General features: G+C 45.3%; 16 protein-coding genes. 8 read left to right on the top strand and 8 right to left on the bottom strand.

The features are described from left to right. Positions 1-8: 8 nt before the first annotated feature. The gene (gene rplQ, locus C1S74_RS09405; RefSeq protein WP_005383141.1) at positions 9-389 is read left to right on the top strand and encodes a 50S ribosomal protein L17; all 381 of its coding nucleotides are present in this window, start codon (positions 9-11) and stop codon (positions 387-389) included. Between the two features lie 174 nt (positions 390-563). Here rplQ and C1S74_RS09400 read toward each other — a convergent pair whose 3' ends face one another. Both C1S74_RS09400 and bamJ read right to left on the bottom strand, forming a co-directional pair. Beyond that, the gene (locus C1S74_RS09400) at positions 564-1,043 is read right to left on the bottom strand and encodes a DUF2780 domain-containing protein (protein WP_045399284.1); all 480 of its coding nucleotides are present in this window, start codon (positions 1,041-1,043) and stop codon (positions 564-566) included. A gap of 166 nt (positions 1,044-1,209) precedes the next feature. Beyond that, complete coding sequence (bamJ, locus tag C1S74_RS09395; protein WP_039974661.1) at positions 1,210-1,830, bottom strand: BamJ family beta-barrel-assembly machinery protein; 621 nt, start codon at positions 1,828-1,830, stop codon at positions 1,210-1,212. Positions 1,831-2,062: 232 nt separating this feature from the next. Between bamJ and C1S74_RS09390 the strand changes: the two genes are divergently transcribed. Beyond that, on the top strand, positions 2,063-2,662 hold the full coding sequence (locus C1S74_RS09390) for a LysM-like peptidoglycan-binding domain-containing protein (RefSeq protein ID WP_045399281.1): 600 nt from the start codon (positions 2,063-2,065) through the stop codon (positions 2,660-2,662). Between the two features lie 104 nt (positions 2,663-2,766). On the opposite strand, the gene C1S74_RS09385 is transcribed toward C1S74_RS09390, so the two are convergent. Both C1S74_RS09385 and C1S74_RS09380 read right to left on the bottom strand, forming a co-directional pair. After that, positions 2,767-3,612, bottom strand: coding sequence for a DMT family transporter (locus C1S74_RS09385; RefSeq protein ID WP_045399279.1), 846 nt, complete (start codon positions 3,610-3,612; stop codon positions 2,767-2,769). Next, entirely contained in the window at positions 3,613-4,065 is a 453-nt protein-coding gene (locus tag C1S74_RS09380; RefSeq protein WP_045399276.1) for a GNAT family N-acetyltransferase, read from the bottom strand. Positions 4,066-4,211: 146 nt separating this feature from the next. Here C1S74_RS09380 and dbpA point away from each other — a divergent pair, with 146 nt between their 5' ends. Continuing rightward, positions 4,212-5,591 carry an ATP-dependent RNA helicase DbpA gene (gene dbpA, locus C1S74_RS09375; RefSeq protein WP_045399273.1) on the top strand — a complete coding sequence of 460 codons (1,380 nt, stop codon included), beginning with the start codon at positions 4,212-4,214 and terminating at the stop codon, positions 5,589-5,591. A 67-nt stretch (positions 5,592-5,658) separates the two neighbouring features. Here the strand turns inward: dbpA and C1S74_RS09370 are convergent, their stop codons facing one another. Next, positions 5,659-6,231, bottom strand: coding sequence for a Crp/Fnr family transcriptional regulator (locus C1S74_RS09370; RefSeq protein WP_045399270.1), 573 nt, complete (start codon positions 6,229-6,231; stop codon positions 5,659-5,661). Between the two features lie 86 nt (positions 6,232-6,317). Further along, entirely contained in the window at positions 6,318-8,282 is a 1,965-nt protein-coding gene (cpdB, locus tag C1S74_RS09365) for a 2',3'-cyclic-nucleotide 2'-phosphodiesterase (protein ID WP_045399268.1), read from the bottom strand. Positions 8,283-8,557: 275 nt separating this feature from the next. Here cpdB and cobA point away from each other — a divergent pair, with 275 nt between their 5' ends. From cobA to cysC, 5 genes are all read left to right on the top strand, one after another. Further along, complete coding sequence (gene cobA / locus C1S74_RS09360) at positions 8,558-9,433, top strand: uroporphyrinogen-III C-methyltransferase (RefSeq protein ID WP_045399558.1); 876 nt, start codon at positions 8,558-8,560, stop codon at positions 9,431-9,433. 59 nt (positions 9,434-9,492) lie between these two features. Beyond that, on the top strand, positions 9,493-10,401 hold the full coding sequence (gene cysD / locus C1S74_RS09355; RefSeq protein WP_038864925.1) for a sulfate adenylyltransferase subunit CysD: 909 nt from the start codon (positions 9,493-9,495) through the stop codon (positions 10,399-10,401). An 18-nt stretch (positions 10,402-10,419) separates the two neighbouring features. After that, positions 10,420-11,850, top strand: a complete 1,431-nt coding sequence (gene cysN, locus C1S74_RS09350; protein WP_045399266.1) for a sulfate adenylyltransferase subunit CysN — start codon at positions 10,420-10,422, stop codon at positions 11,848-11,850. A 209-nt stretch (positions 11,851-12,059) separates the two neighbouring features. Further along, a complete protein-coding gene (locus tag C1S74_RS09345) occupies positions 12,060-13,784 on the top strand; it encodes an SLC13 family permease (RefSeq protein ID WP_038876803.1) in 1,725 nt (574 codons plus the stop codon). Between the two features lie 24 nt (positions 13,785-13,808). Next, the gene (gene cysC / locus C1S74_RS09340; protein ID WP_038864931.1) at positions 13,809-14,426 is read left to right on the top strand and encodes an adenylyl-sulfate kinase; all 618 of its coding nucleotides are present in this window, start codon (positions 13,809-13,811) and stop codon (positions 14,424-14,426) included. A 91-nt stretch (positions 14,427-14,517) separates the two neighbouring features. Here the strand turns inward: cysC and C1S74_RS09335 are convergent, their stop codons facing one another. Further along, entirely contained in the window at positions 14,518-15,423 is a 906-nt protein-coding gene (locus C1S74_RS09335; protein WP_045399263.1) for a TIGR03899 family protein, read from the bottom strand. Between the two features lie 315 nt (positions 15,424-15,738). Beyond that, positions 15,739-16,233 carry a DUF3299 domain-containing protein gene (locus C1S74_RS09330; protein ID WP_039974669.1) on the bottom strand — a complete coding sequence of 165 codons (495 nt, stop codon included), beginning with the start codon at positions 16,231-16,233 and terminating at the stop codon, positions 15,739-15,741. Between the last annotated feature and the right edge of the window lie 5 nt (positions 16,234-16,238).

The following is a 16,238-nucleotide window of genomic DNA, read 5'->3' as shown; positions in this document are numbered from 1 at the left end:
ATTAGGTCATGCGCCATCGTAAGAGTGGTCGTCAACTCAACCGCAACAGCTCACATCGTAAAGCGATGTTTAGCAACATGGCTAGCTCTCTAGTACGTCATGAAGTTATCAAGACTACTTTGCCAAAAGCAAAAGAGCTACGTCGCGTAGTTGAGCCTTTGATTACACTAGCTAAGACTGACAGTGTTGCTAACCGTCGTCTAGCATTTGCACGTACTCGTGATAACGAAGTAGTTGCAAAACTGTTTAACGAACTAGGTCCACGTTTTGCTGCTCGTCAGGGCGGTTACACTCGTATCCTAAAAGCTGGCTTCCGTGCTGGTGATAAAGCTCCAATGGCTTACATTGAGCTTGTAGATCGCCCAGCTGCTGAAGAAGCTGCTGAGTAATCTCAGTTCGTAAGAACAAAAAAAGCCGAGCAATAGCTCGGCTTTTTTGTGTCTGAAATTTGTTTCCTAGAGATAATCGAGTATCGAAATTTTCTCTTTACCTTTAGCGGACTCACTCCCTTATCTCACATTTAAAATCACTACTGCTGGTTTTAAGTTTCTGATTTTACGTTTTTAGCTTTCCGCTCCCCAAAGTCCACTAAGGGAATTTAGCAACCCTTCACTTGCACCTTGGTCGCCTAAGTATCCTAAAATGACTGGAGCAAACTGGCTGATCATCGATGGGTCTAAGCCTAGTTTGTCGAAAGTGCTTTGGACAGCGCCTAAGTTTTCAATGCTCCCAAGCAGACTTTGAGCCCCTTGTAAATTTTCCATTCCCGGAATGAGCGATTGAAGCTCACTGCTATTCTGATCCGATAATTGGCCTTGCGCTAGAGCTAACAGTGCACCTGTGCCGCCGGCAGCTTGCTCAGTCGAGACGGGAAGTTGGCTCGTCAATAAATCCGTCAGCGGTGAAGATTCCACACCCATTCCCTCACTGACCATATCCATCAAACCACTTTGGGCATCTTTATCGGTAACGGCATCGAGAAAAGCGTGGGCAGTACCAATGCTTATTGAGAGCAAGGTTAAGGTGAGAAGAGTTTTACGCATAATACCTCCGTGTGGCTTGCGATTATTATTGTTGCTTCTTAGCCCAAGCATTTAGAGGTTACTTGGGATACTACTCAAGCTCGTTGAGCTCAAGTCTGTTTATTCTAGACAAAAAAAGCGGCGCTAGTGAGCGCCGCTTCGAATTTGTTATTGAGAGAGGTCTCAATTATAGGATGTCTAGTAGTTCTACTTCGAATACTAGAGCTGCAAATGGAGGGATTGCAGCACCTGCGCCACGCTCACCATATGCAAGGTCTTGTGGGATGTATAGTTTCCACTTAGAACCAACAGGCATTAGTTGAAGTGCTTCAACCCAGCCTTTGATTACGCCAGTTACTGGGAACTCAGCTGGTTGGCCACGAGAAACAGAGCTGTCGAATACAGTACCGTCAGTTAATTCACCGTGGTAGTGAACGCGAACTTGAGCTGCAGCTGTTGGGATTTCACCAGTACCTTCAGTGATGATTTCGTACTGAAGACCAGATTCAAGAACGTTTACTTCCGGACGTAGAGCGTTGTCTTTTAGGAAAGCTTCGCCGTCAGCAGCTGCTGCTTTTGCTGCTTCTTGACGAACGGCTTCTGCGCGAGTGTGAAGCTCTTGCAGTGCGTTGTTGATTTCGTCAATTTCGATTGATGGCATGTCGCCAGTTAGTGCTGTAGCGATACCTGCTGCGATAGCGTCAACGCTTAGACCTTCTAGACCAGAACCAGCAAGTTGCTGACCCATTTGCAGACCAATACCGTAACTTGCTTTCTGCTCTGCAGTTTCAAATTTAATTTCAGACATGAATGTCGCTCTTATTAGGAGTGATAAAGGTAACAGGATAGCAGTTTCGCGCTTAGGTTTAAATGATTGCGCATCAATGTGTCGATGTGAGGTTTAGGGTGTGACTTATCTCTTACTCCAAGTGAAATTTCTGCTAATTTACGCCAAATTACATTTTACTTTGGCGAAAAACATATACTCTCCGCGCTGGTATTTTTATACTGACACTAGAAGTATTAAGGGACTCATCAGAATGAATCGTCGCAGAAAGAAAAAGCAGCAAGTCGACCAAGTCGAGTTGATCAAGCAGAAATTCGCTGCTATCGACTGGAAGCAGCCTTTCAATAAAGAAAAGTGGCAAGAGCGAATGCAACCTGTCACCGAATTTTGGCATCGTCTTCCAAAGCTACATCAGCGAGCTTTAATGGTATTGGTACCTGTGGTGCTGGTACTTCTGATTATTCCAGTACCTAAAGATACTGAGCAGCTGATCGAGCCCCAAGCTGAGAAAGAGACTCAACGTGTGGCGATTCAACTTAACGCGCAAAGCTTGAGTGAGCAACGCTCTGCACAAAACGCAGAGCCAAAATCGGAACAGTGGAAAGAATACACGGTGAAAAATGGTGATACTCTTGCTCAAGTGTTCCGTAGTAATCAGCTTTCGATGGGCGATTTGAATGCCTTGGTAAAAATTGAAGGCAGCGACAAACCGCTAAGTCGAATCAAGCAAGGCCAATTAGTCCGCTTTAAGCTCGCGGATGATGGTAAGCTAGACATGCTGCAACTAGAAAAAAGTGGTGAGTCAGTGATGTTTTTCCGTTTATCTGATGGCACATTCGGTCGCAATAAGTAACGTTAAAGAAGAACTCCTAGAAGGCGCGATGATTCGCGCCTTTTTTATTTCTAACTACTCGTTGCTTGTTCTCTGCCATTTACTATCCTTTTGTCTTGTTCCTGTTAAGAGGTTAGTTTCATTTTCTTATTCCAAGGAAGAAGAGGCAACACGATCATCAAAATTCCCACTGCAGTGAGCCAGTCTGGAATCTCATCAAACCACCATATTCCAAAGAGTGTCACGAATACTAGCCCTGAGTATTCCGCCAAGGCAATCTCTCCGGCAGGGGCTTTTTGATATGCCAATACTGCCAGACCGTTATAGCTCAAAATACAGATCGCACTCGCGATTACCAGCGCCAGTTCCTGCCAAGTCATAGGTTGCCAATAAACCCCAGCTAATAACGTCGACACAGGCAGGGAGAATAAGGTTGTCCACCAAAGCGTTGTGACGACGGATTGTTCGCTAGGCAGTTTTCTTACCAATATATTGAACATCGCCAGCGTGGTTGCTGTGCCGAGTGCAAACAACGCAGCCCAATGGAAGTGATCTGGCCGGAGTACCACTAAGACACCAAAGAAACCAAAACCAGTCAGTAATACTTTTCTCAATGGTGGATGTTCTTTGAGAAACAGTACTGACAGTGGCAACATTAGAATTGGTGCGGCGTAAAAGACGGCGTTGGCGGTTGCGAGGGGCAGGTAAGTGACTGCGACCATCATGCACCCGCTACCAATCAATATTAGGTGCGCTCGCAACAAAGTAATAGGAACTTGCTTGAGGCTGCGTTTACTTGGGTTTTGTTTGAGGTAAAAAGGTAAGAGGATCAACAGTGAAGCCAATTGGCGCACAAACATGTATTGGAAGGGGGAAATTCCACCTTCGAGCAGTTTAACGGCAACATCGGAAAGTGATGCTGCCAAGTTACCGATAACCAGTAAGAATAGCGCCAAATGATGAGGTGACATTTAGTTTACTCGGCGCATATCCACATGAGGGATACCATCCTCAAGGTAGCTTTCGGAAATAACTTCAAAGCCATGACTCGCATAGAAAACCACCAGGTGTTCTTGTGCGCCGATATCTATCGTTTGACCTGCCCAAAGCTGTTGACAATGTTGTAAGGCTTGCTCAAGTAGTTCATGTCCCAGACCTCCGCCTCGTGCACTTTGTTTCGTCACCACACGACCAATACTCACATTGTCGTAAGTGGTGCCTGCAGGTAATAAACGAGCACAAGCGACGAGTTCATCTCCGTTATAACCCAACAAGTGATAGACACCATCAAGCGTATCTTTGCCATCGAGCTCTGGGTAGGGACAAGTTTGTTCTACGACAAAGACATCCACACGCAAACGCAGCATTTCATACAGTTGAGTCGTGGTCAGTTGAGTAAAAGGGAGGGCTGTCCAGTTGATCATTTCCAGTATCCATTAATAAGCGAATGCAGCTGACTTTACGTCGTTTTCTGCTATTACTCATTAACAATGGTTAATTTTAACTGGTCTTCGTGACAAATCTGGCGATAATGTGCCCTCTTTTCCATCCCACCTGAGGATATTTCCCTGTGAGCAAACAAACTTTTGACCAAGTAGGGCTTAATCCAGCGCTACTAGAGACGCTTGAATCATTGAACTACACCCATATGACGCCAATTCAAGCGTTGAGCTTACCTGCGATTTTGAATCAGCGCGATGTGATTGGTCAGGGTAAAACAGGCTCAGGTAAAACAGCTGCATTTGGTCTCGGCGTATTATCAAACCTCAACGTAAAGCGTTTTCGCGTGCAGTCGTTGGTGCTATGCCCAACCCGTGAGTTGGCTGATCAGGTGGCGAAAGAGATCCGTACACTAGGTCGCGGTATTCACAACATTAAAGTTTTGACCTTGTGTGGCGGTATGCCAATGGGGCCTCAAATTGGTTCTCTAGAGCATGGTGCACACATCTTAGTAGGTACACCTGGACGTATCCTTGATCATCTAGATAAAGGCCGCATCAACCTTGAAGAGCTAAATACGCTCGTGTTGGATGAAGCGGATCGCATGCTCGATATGGGGTTCCAAGATGCGTTGGATGCGATCATTGATGCAGCGCCTAAACAGCGCCAAACTTTATTGTTTAGTGCGACATTCCCAGAAAAGATTGAGCAGATTGCTCAACGTATCATGCAATCGCCAGAAATGATTAAAGTGGAAGCGACACACGATACATCAAGTATCGCGCAATACTTTTACAAGGTAGAAGGCTCGGAAGCTCGCGATGAAGCGCTGGCTAACCTGTTACTGACTCACCAACCGGAATCAGCTGTTGTGTTCTGTAACACCAAAAAAGAAGTGCAGAACGTGACCGATGAGTTGCATCATAAAGGGTTCAGTGTAATTGACCTTCATGGTGACCTTGAACAGCGTGAGCGTGACCAAGCATTGGTTCAGTTTGCGAACAAGAGTGTTTCTATTCTGGTCGCAACCGATGTTGCCGCTCGTGGTCTTGATGTAGATACCCTTGATGCGGTATTTAACTTTGAATTGTCTCGTGATCCTGAGGTTCACGTGCACCGCATCGGGCGTACAGGTCGAGCGGGTAGTAAAGGCTTAGCATTTAGCTTCTTTGGTGAGAAAGATGGCTTGCGCGTAGCTCGTATCGAAGAATACTTGGATATGGATGTGATGCCAGCGACATTGCCAGCAAAGTCAAACCAGCAACCATATCAGGCGAAAATGGTGACCATTAATATCGATGGTGGTAAGAAACAGAAAGTACGTGCTGGTGATATTCTCGGTTGCTTAACGGGCAAAGGCGGCATTACTGGTGCGCAAGTAGGTAAAATTCAATTGATGGCGATGCGTTCTTATGTGGCTGTTGAGAAGTCTGCCGCGAAGAAAGCATTGCAAACCATCAGCAACGGCAAGATGAAAGGTCGTCAGTTCCGAGCTCGTATTCTGAAGTAATCAGAATTTCACTTAAAACAAAGGCGCTTAATATCGAGCGCCTTTGTTTTTTCTATCTTATCTGAGGTTATTCAATCCCTCTCTTTAAACGCGATTTAATGCGGCTAAGGCTGATGGCGGTGATACCTAAGTAAGCGGCAATTTGACTATCCGTAATACGTTGCTCTAAATCCGGGTAGTGTTGGCAAAATAGTTGGTAGCGCTCTTCCGGTGAGTAGAGCAACATAAAGCGTTCTTTGTTTTCTTTATGCATCAATTGAGCTTCGAGCAGCTTTAAGTAGATAGGATGCTTTTCTGTTCGCCACTGATGTAACACCTCTATGGGTAAGCAAAATAAATCACAAGGCGTTAGCGTTTCTAATAAATACGGGGAAGGCTGGCTCTTAATGAGTCCCTCAAAACCAATCACCCAATCTTTTTCCCAGTAGAACTCTTTACTGAATTCCTTACCTTTGTCGGTCAGGTAACTCGCGTGGCATAACCCCGCTAAAACAAAGTAAATATGAGAGCTGAATTCACCTTGGTGGTTAAGAATATGACGTGTCGGAAGTTCGAGTTGTTGACCGTGTTCAATAAGTTGGTTCGCTTCGCTTTCGAGGAAGCCGTGATTGATTAGGTCAGAAAAAAGATCGTTGTGCATGTGATGACTCAGAAGCGGTTTTCTATATTCTAGCGGAACAAAAAAGCGGCTCACAAGAGCCGCTTAACATCATTGCCAAATAAGACTTATTTTTGGTTTAAGTCGATTTGGTAAATCGCAAAACCTACCTCGTCAGTTGCTACACGTTTCATCGGGTATTGTCCTTTTTCTTTGATGAATTGCGCAGCTTTGTCACTTGGTGACGTTTCAAAGCGAACATCGAGTTTGTTGTCTGACTTGATTGGAGCGAAAGACCAGTTGTTGTCTGCGCTTGGGGTTACTTCGCCTTGCGCTTCACTTACGCGAGATATGTAAGCGGCAACCACAGAACGGTTCTCGTCTGGAGAATCGAATGCGATAAAGCCAGGCCCCGTACCTGGGAACGTGGCGCTGTAAGCGCGGTAGTTGTTAGTCGCGATGATGAAATCTTGCTTCGGATCGACCGGCTTTCCGTTATAAGTGAGATTCAAGATACGCTGTGAATCTGGGTTAATCACTTTACAGTCTGCGTCGTATTTAGGTGGTTGAGTTACATCGATTTGGTAGCTTACACCATCAATTACATCGAAGTTATACGTACGGAAGCTATCCCAGTTAATCAAAGACTGAGGCTTCGTGCTGTTTACATCAATGTGGTTGAACTGGCCTGCGCTGCATTCTAGCCATTCGTGGACTTCTTTACCTTTTACCTTCATTGCTACTAAGGTGTTCGGGTATAGGTAAAGATCAGCTGCATTACGGAAGGTTAGCTGACCTGATTCAACTTCAGTGAAGCCGTTTGGATCGTCTTTACGTCCACCCACTTTAAACGGTGCAGCCGCGCTCAATACAGGGACATCTGCAAGGTCAGGGTCGCCTTGGATAAAGCGTTCCACGTAATCTTTCTGCGCTAGGTTGACGATTTGAATCGTTGGGTCATCTTGCACAAGTGCTAGGAAGCTGTACATCACGTCATTTGCTTTACCAATTGGTTGGTTAACAAACTCACGCGTGCCTTTGTGGTCCTCTACCAAGGCATCCACAATGCCTTTATCCGCTTTAGCCAGAGACTTCTTGTTTGCTTTGTCAAAGATAGGACGAGCTTCTGATTGACCCTCTACGACCTGCCACTTGCCGTCTTTCTCTTTCAGCATTAAGTCCATTACGCCAACGTGGCTACCCCAGCGACCCGGCATCACAGCCGTTACGCCATTGATAGTACCTTTTGCGTTGTCGACACCTTGTAGGTTGGCAAAGTCTCTACCTGGGAATACCGCGTGAGAGTGACCAAACGCAATCGCATCGATGCCTTCTACTTCCGTTAAGTAGTAGACTGAGTTTTCTGCGCCTAACTTGTATGGGTCAGTGGAAATGCCAGAGTGAGGTATAGCAACAATCACGTCCGCGCCTGCTTTTTTCATCTCAGGGACCAGCTTTTTCGCTGTCTCCGTGATGTCTTTTGCAAAGACTTTGCCTTCTAGGTTATTTTTGTCCCATACCATGATTTGTGGTGGTACGAAGCCAATGTAACCCACTTTGATTTCATGGCTTTGACCGTCGGTATCTTTGAACGTGTGCGTTTTGATTAGATAAGGTTTGAAGTAGTGCTCGCCAGTCTTTTTGTCGAAAACATTCGCACTAATATAAGGGAAGTTCGCACCATCAATTGTTTTCTTCAGGAAGTCGAGACCGTAATTGAATTCATGGTTACCAATATTACCCACATCGTAGTTGAGTTGGTTCATTGCTTTGTAAACAGGGTGAACTTCGCCAGTCTTAATCCCTTTCGCTGCCATGTAATCGCCCATTGGGCTACCTTGAATCAAGTCGCCATTGTCGACTAAAACACTGTTCACTGCTTCTTCACGAGCTTGTTTAACCAGTGTTGCAGCGCGGCTTAAACCAATTTGTTGTGAAGGTTGGTCTTTGTAGTAATCATAATCCATCACATTGGTGTGAATATCGGTGGTTTCGATGATTCGAAGCTTGATGGTATCGGCCATTGCTGGGCCTGCAAGCGTCAACATACCGCTCAAAACTGCGACGGATACGGGATTAACTGCCATTTTCATGAGGTGCTCCAATTAAATGGGATAGAGGGATCGTACAGCGTAATGTAACAAATATTAGTGCAAGCTCAGGCTAAGATGCAGAAAACTGTGAACATTAGGCAATTAAATGCGGAGGAATGTGTAAAATTGATGTCTTTTTCACCATTTTGAATGAGACCTAACAAAAGCTTCTTAGCAGTTTTTTGAATAAAAAATGAAATTTTAGAATTTCCGGTAATATAAACCCACCGCCATAATGCCTTGCATAACGATATCAATGGATGATGAGCAAGCACATGGCAGTTAAAGATTCAGTAACGACTTTCCCAATCAATAGGCCTCGGCTGGTTTCGGATAACCAAGCTGCCGATCTTCCGCGTTTCAGCAAACAATCTCTTCAATCTGGTGAAGTCGCCCTTGTAGGTGCAGGTCCGGGTGACCCTGAACTATTGACGTTAAAAGCACTTAACTGCCTGCAACAAGCTGACGTCATACTTTACGATTATCTGGTTTCTGACGAGATCATGGCGTTAATTCCAAGCGAAACCATTTTGGTTTGCGTGGGTAAACGTGCAGGTCATCACAGCGTGCCGCAAGAGAAGACCAATCAACTGTTGGTGGATTTTGCTAAGCAAGGTTACAAAGTAGTGCGCATTAAAGGTGGCGATCCATTTGTGTTTGGGCGTGGTGGCGAAGAGTTAGAAGTCTTGGCTGATGCGGGCGTGCGTTTTCAAGTTGTGCCAGGTATTACAGCTGCTGCGGGTGCGACGGCTTATGCAGGGATTCCATTGACTCATCGTGATTACGCGCAATCGGCCTTATTTGTTACCGGTCATCTCAAAGAAGAAAGCGACGATATGGATTGGTCGACACTTGCACGCGGTAATCAAACTTTAGTGATCTACATGGGTTTGATGAAATCACACTATATTCAGAATCAGCTCATCAAACATGGTAGGGCGGCCTCAACACCTATCGCCATCATTGAACGTGGCACTCAAATTCAACAAAAAGTTTTCTCGGGAGATTTATCCCAACTATCTGAATTATCTAAAAAAGCTCAGGCTCCTTCTTTGATCGTTGTCGGTGAAGTTGTGCGTCTGTCTCAAAAGTTGGACTGGTTTTTGTCTAGTACTGAAATCAACAAAAGTGCTATTGCCAGATCCATATAATTTCAGACCAAAGATTAGGGACGTAATGAGCCTTCAAGCTTAAAAAGGAAATACTAAACATGGACCAACAACGTTTAACTCACCTTAAACAACTCGAAGCGGAAAGTATTCATATTATCCGTGAAGTTGCTGCTGAGTTTGATAACCCAGTCATGATGTATTCGATTGGTAAAGACTCCTCAGTCATGCTGCATCTTGCACGCAAAGCCTTTTATCCGGGCAAAATTCCATTCCCTTTACTGCACGTAGACACGGATTGGAAGTTCCGCGAGATGATTGAGTTTCGTGATCGTACCGCAGAGAAATATGGCTTCGAGCTTTTGGTTCATAAGAACCCAGAAGGTCTTGCAATGGGGTGTAGCCCTTTTGTACACGGGTCTTCTAAGCATACAGATATCATGAAAACTCAAGGTCTTAAGCAAGCTCTGAATAAGTACGGTTTTGATGCGGCATTCGGTGGAGCACGTCGTGATGAAGAAAAATCTCGTGCTAAAGAGCGTGTTTATTCTTTCCGCGATAAGAACCATACCTGGGATCCTAAAAACCAGCGTCCTGAACTTTGGAAGACATACAACGGTCAGGTGAACAAAGGGGAAAGTATTCGCGTATTCCCGCTTTCAAACTGGACTGAGCTAGATATCTGGCAATACATCTATCTAGAGAACATTGAGATTGTCCCACTTTACCTTGCTGACAAGCGTCCAGTTGTTGAACGTGATGGCATGTTGATCATGGTGGACGATGAACGTATGGAGCTTCAACCTGGTGAAGTGATTGAAGAGAAGAGTGTTCGTTTCCGTACGCTTGGCTGTTACCCACTGACGGGGGCCATTGAATCTGAGGCAAATACGCTGACGGGCATTATTGAAGAGATGTTGGTGGCAACCTCAAGTGAACGTCAAGGGCGAGCGATCGACCACGATCAGTCTGGATCGATGGAACTTAAGAAACGCCAGGGTTACTTCTAAAGGATCTAAGGAAAGATAATGAACAGTGCAGTTGAAGCTCAATTAGCCGAGCTTGGAATTGAAGGCTATTTAACACAACACCAGTACAAGTCTCTGCTTAGATTCCTGACTTGTGGCTCGGTAGATGATGGTAAAAGTACGTTGATTGGACGTTTGCTCCATGACTCAAAACAAATTTATGAAGATCAATTAGCAGCGGTTCACTCAGACAGCCAACGAGTGGGTACGACAGGTGAGAAGCCTGATTTGGCATTACTAGTTGATGGACTGCAAGCTGAGCGTGAACAGGGTATCACCATTGATGTCGCTTACCGTTACTTCTCGACTCAGAAGCGTAAGTTCATCATTGCAGATACGCCGGGACACGAGCAATACACGCGTAACATGGCAACTGGTGCATCGACCTGTGATCTTGCCGTGATCTTGGTTGATGCGCGTAAAGGTGTATTAGATCAGACTCGTCGTCACTCATTCATTTCTAATCTATTGGGTTTGAAGCACTTTATTGTTGCGATCAACAAGATGGATTTGGTGGATTACTCACAAGAACGTTTTGAAGAAATTCGCGACGAGTACTTAGAGTTTTCTGAGAACCTTGAAGGTGAAACGGACATTCAAATCATTCCAATCTCCGCATTGGAAGGCGATAACGTGGTAGACAAAGGTCAGAACCTGAGTTGGTTTGAAGGCCCGTCGCTACTTGAGTTGCTTGAGAATGTGGATGTTGACCAAGAGAAAGGCGCAGGTGATTTCCGTTTTCCTGTCCAGTATGTGAATCGCCCTAATCTCGACTTCCGTGGCTTCGCTGGCACGATTTCATCTGGCTCGGTGAAAGTTGGTGATGCCATTAAAGCACTGCCGTCTGGGAAAACATCGACCGTTGAACGTATTGTGACTTTTGATGGTGATGTACAAGAGGCGCAGGCTGGTTTAGCGGTAACTCTAACGCTCAACGATGAGATTGATATCAGTCGTGGCGATTTGATTGTGCTGGAAAGCGCGCAAGTGGAATCGACAAACCACTTACTTGCTGATGTGGTATGGATGACAGAGCAACCTCTGCAACCGGGTCGTGACTACGACATTAAGATTGCCGGTAAGAAGACCGTTGGTCACGTTGAGGCGATTCGCCACCAATACGATATTAACAACCTTTCAACTCATAGCGCACCAGAGTTACCTCTCAATGGTATTGGCTTGTGTGAGTGGTCACTCAACGAATCCGTTGCGATTGATAACTATCAAGAATGTGCTGATACCGGTGGCTTCATCATCATCGACCGTCTGACTAACGTTACCGTTGGTGCTGGTATGGTGAAAGAGAGTCTCGCGGCAGTTGAGCGAGACTTAACCGATGTCTCTGCGTTTGAACTTGAGCTAAATGCACTGGTTCGTAAGCACTTCCCACATTGGGAAGCCAAAGACCTGAGCCAGTTACTGAAGAAGTAATGAGTTCATTGAGCCTGACCGAATTGCGAATGCAGTCAGGCTGATTTCCCCCCGAACACAGAATGCTAGGAAGCCCAAGAAACCAAGCATTCTGGCGTTCTTTTTCGCTTGCTTTGCTTTTTTATCTTGTGACTCATTTGTCACTCTGTGCAGCCAGTATGCACATGTCGTTGTTATGCCCGAATCGGGCTTGTTGGTAAGGAAAGGCTATGTGGGAACAAGGATTTGTATTAGCGATATTGCTTGGCATTATCACTTGTTTACTTGTAACCAAACTGAAGCCAAGTTATGTGTTTGCTGGCGCTGCCTTTATTGCGTTTATGGCGGGCATGTTGGAGCTCAATACCATTGCGGCTAATTTTACTAACTCTTCTCTTCTGACGCTGGTCTTGTTGATTCTCGCATCGAGCGCATTAGAAAAAACCTTATTGATCAGTTGGGTAAGTCGCAGTATTTCAGAGGGCAATCTTGGTAGCGTGATTGCCAAATTAGGCTTTTCTACCGCGCTGCTTTCTTCTTTTACTAATAATACCGCGGTTGTGGTGTCGTTAATTGGTGCGATCAAACGTAATCAGCAGCACGCACCCTCTAAGCTATTGATCCCGCTTTCTTATGCCGCGATTTTTGGTGGCACACTGACGCTTATTGGAACCTCTACCAACTTAATCATCAACAGCTTTGTTGAGGATGCGGGCTTACCAAGTCTCAACTTTTTTACACCGACCATGATTGGTTTAGCCGTGCTGGTTGGGGGCGTGCTTATTTTGATCCCGTTGAGTTATTTGTTGCCTAATTATGATGATCAAAGCCAAGAAGATTTACCTTATTTCTTAGAGTCTCGAGTTGAGCCGGGCTCACCTTTGGTTGGGCGCACTATCACGGAAAATAATTTACGAGCATTAAGAAAGCTGTTCCTTGCCGAAGTCGTTCGTGATGGCGTGACCGTACCGTCAGTTGGGCCTGATTTTGTTCTCAACGCAAAAGACCGATTGTTGTTTTGTGGTGATGTTGAAAGCGTTGCTACGTTGCAAGAGATCCCTGGACTGACGCTCTTTGGTCATCAGCACCTCAATGGCCAAAATTTTATCGAGGTGGTAGTAAGCTCTTCAGCCACGTTCTGTCACAAAACATTGAAAGAGAGTCGATTTCGGGACCGATTCGATGCTGTAGTCGTGGCAATTCGCCGTGGTCATGAACGACTTGAAGGTGGTTTGGGTAACATTACCTTAGCGGCAGGAGATACGCTGGTTTTGGTGCCCGGAAAGCGTTTTGAAACTGAACGTCGAGCCCATCGTAAAGAGTTTGTTCTGGTTAACGATTTGGATTCCAGCGCACGTTTGGATGCCAATAAATCGGCATTAGTGCTTATTGGCTTTTCCGCTGTGATTGCCTTTGCTCTATTGGAGTTGGTGCCAATTATTAAAGGTTTGGCGGTTTATCTTATTGCTCTGCTCGCGTTTGGTGTCATTCAGCTTTCTGAGCTGCGTCGTCGTTTCCCAATCGATATTGTGGTGATTGTTGGTTCTGCGTTATCTATCGCTCAACTGATGATTTCCTCTGGACTGTCCGTACGAATGGGCGACATGTTTATTGAAGCGTTCAATGGTTGGGGTGTGTTTGGTGCGTTGGTGGCAACCTACATCATGACCTTAGTATTGACTGAGCTTGTAACCAACAATGCGGCAGCGGCGCTGTCTTTCCCTATTGGCTATAGCATGGCGGTAGGTTATGGCGTTGACCCTATGCCTTTCATCATGGCGGTGTTATTTGGTGCTAGCGCAAGTTTTATTTCTCCTTACGGATACCAAACCAATTTGTTGGTGTACAGCGTAGGGAATTACAAATTGACCGATTATGTGCGAATTGGCGTGCCGATTTCCATCGTGTATTCAGTGTTAGTACTGACGCTGATTCCGGTCTTCTTTCCGTTTTAATCTGTAAATTTACAAGGATACGTTATGACTGCCGAAACTCCGGTAAAAGATGAAAACATCGTTTGGCATCAGCACTCGGTTGATAAACAGTTTCGTGCTGGATTAAAAAAACAGAAGCCTGCGGTACTTTGGTTTACTGGATTATCTGGTGCTGGTAAATCGACGGTGGCAGGCGCATTGGAAAATCGCTTAGCTGAGCTTGGGTACCACACTTATCTGTTGGATGGCGATAACGTTCGTCATGGACTATGCAGTGACTTAGGTTTTTCTGAGCAAGATCGCAGAGAGAACATCCGTCGCATTGGTGAGCTTGCCAAGCTGATGGCTGATGCGGGATTGATCGTCCTGTCTGCTTTTATTTCGCCGCATCGTGCTGAGCGCCAATTAGTGCGTGATTTAGTTCCTGAGGGCGAGTTTATTGAGGTGTTTGTCAACGCTTCTCTTGATGTGTGTGAAAGTCGCGATCCTAAAGGTTTATACAAAAAAGCGCGTGCAGGTGAAATTCCTAACTTCACGGGAATTGATTCGGAATATCAAGCGCCAGCAAACCCAGAAATTGATTTGCCAGCGGGTGAGAAGAGCGTCGAAGAGCTTGTCGAGTTGTGCTTAATTGACCTCAAACAGCGCGGAGTGATCCGATAAAAAAGCATTTGGATCATCGATGACCAAAAAGTCATTGTACTGCTCAGGGAGCTTTTGGATCATAGGTGGCCAAAAGCTCTTTTGACATAGTTTAGACGGTGTAATTAACATGACTTTTGGTGTCGCTATGTACGCTAAATTTCTGATTTAAAAGCGATAACATTTGGTCGTAATATTGATTGTTTGGTTTGTTTCCGAGTAATTTACACAACTCATTGCCCGTCGGTGTAAAACGGTAATACAAAAGTCGTACACCTTTGGTATTCACTTGCAGTGATAAATTCTTGCCTTGATAGTTGAGCATCAATGGTGTCTCAATGTCAATCTCTCCAGACTCTAATTCTGTACTGTGAAGTAAGCCCAATTCAATCAACACCAATAAGCTGGAATAGGGAAGTTGGAAGCTCCCCATATTGAGATTGCTGGTGGTGTCACGTTTACCAAAGCTGAACATTCCGCCATGTGCTTTGTAGCCAATCAGTAACTTTCTACTGGTATCTCCACCAAAGCTGCATGCTAACGTCGCGGCTCTTTGTAGGGTTTGGGCCTCTCGTGGTGACATGTCTTTCAGCACTTTTAACGCTTTCATGGAAGTCGAACCAGGGTTGGTAACTTCTCGCTTCATGACTTGCGCCCAAAGTTTTTGCATTGAGCTGTTGTGGATGTCTTGCGCCATATCGAAAAATCGATACAACCAATCTTGATCAGGCTCTCCGGCGGTTTCATCACGGCATGAGCTGTGCGCGAGTTTAAGGATTTGTTCGAGGTTTTTTTGTCTTTGCTCTTGGCGACGTTGTTCGCGTAAATGTGCCCGTTCCAATGCAGGTTTTGCTGGAGGCTCGTTTTGCAGCAAAGCATCGAGCCCATAGATCTGAGCAATGCTTTGAACACGACTTGCGCTGTCTTTGATATAGCCAGACTTTTTCTCGTGATGTGTTTGTTTTTGTGTATTCGATTCGTGTTCGATGACAACGGGTTGCTTTGTCGGTTCTGCCATTTATTTTCCTGCCAAGAGCTTGCGGTTAACGCTTGCTTAAATTTACACCTTTCTGCTTTTTGCGACTAGAGAGGCACGTCCGGATTTTGACAGAATAAAGGCTATTCAAAATGATAATGAGTTGTTAAAATTGTTATCGTTATTTTGGAGGGGCGATGAAATATTCAGACGCAAGTAAACTGAAAAAGCACCTGTCGATAGCGCTTCTTTTGGTCCTTTATGTTGGTGTATTAGCGTATTTATCTCGCTATATAGTCTAACTGACAGGCATAAAAAAGGCGCCAAATTGACGCCTTGGTGTGAAATCAAAACAAACTACATATCGTCGTAGGCTTCAATACTCGTGCCTTCGATCTCGTACGCGGTTTCTGCGAGCTCGTGGTTGATGGTCTCAGTCTTCAATTTGCCCACCACATAAATCACATCCCATAACTCTTGTACTGGCGCTCCCTTAGGAAACTTCACATAGATGATTTGGTTTGGTGGCGGTGGCGGCACGTGAATACAAGCACCAAAATAAGGCACTAACAAAAACTCCGTGACGGTATTGGCATCGCCTTCTAATGGGATGACAAAGCCAGGAATCTTGACTGTGCTTCCGTTCAATTCTGGACGCACGTTACCTACCTTAGATTGCATTGCTGCGCCACCGCTGTGGTCTGTGGCAGGCATCCCCATACTATCGAACATCTTGCGTTCGGCTTCTGGGACGAGATCTATCCAATCAAGCTTTAATGGTTCGTCACTGGCCATCACAGGCGCGGTAAACGAAATCATCAGCAAACAGCTAGCGAGTATTTTTTTCCACATTTTTA

This window comes from Vibrio hyugaensis (genome assembly GCF_002906655.1).
GTDB classification, from domain to species: domain Bacteria; phylum Pseudomonadota; class Gammaproteobacteria; order Enterobacterales; family Vibrionaceae; genus Vibrio; species Vibrio hyugaensis.
This window is presented reverse-complemented; position numbering and strand designations above follow the sequence as displayed.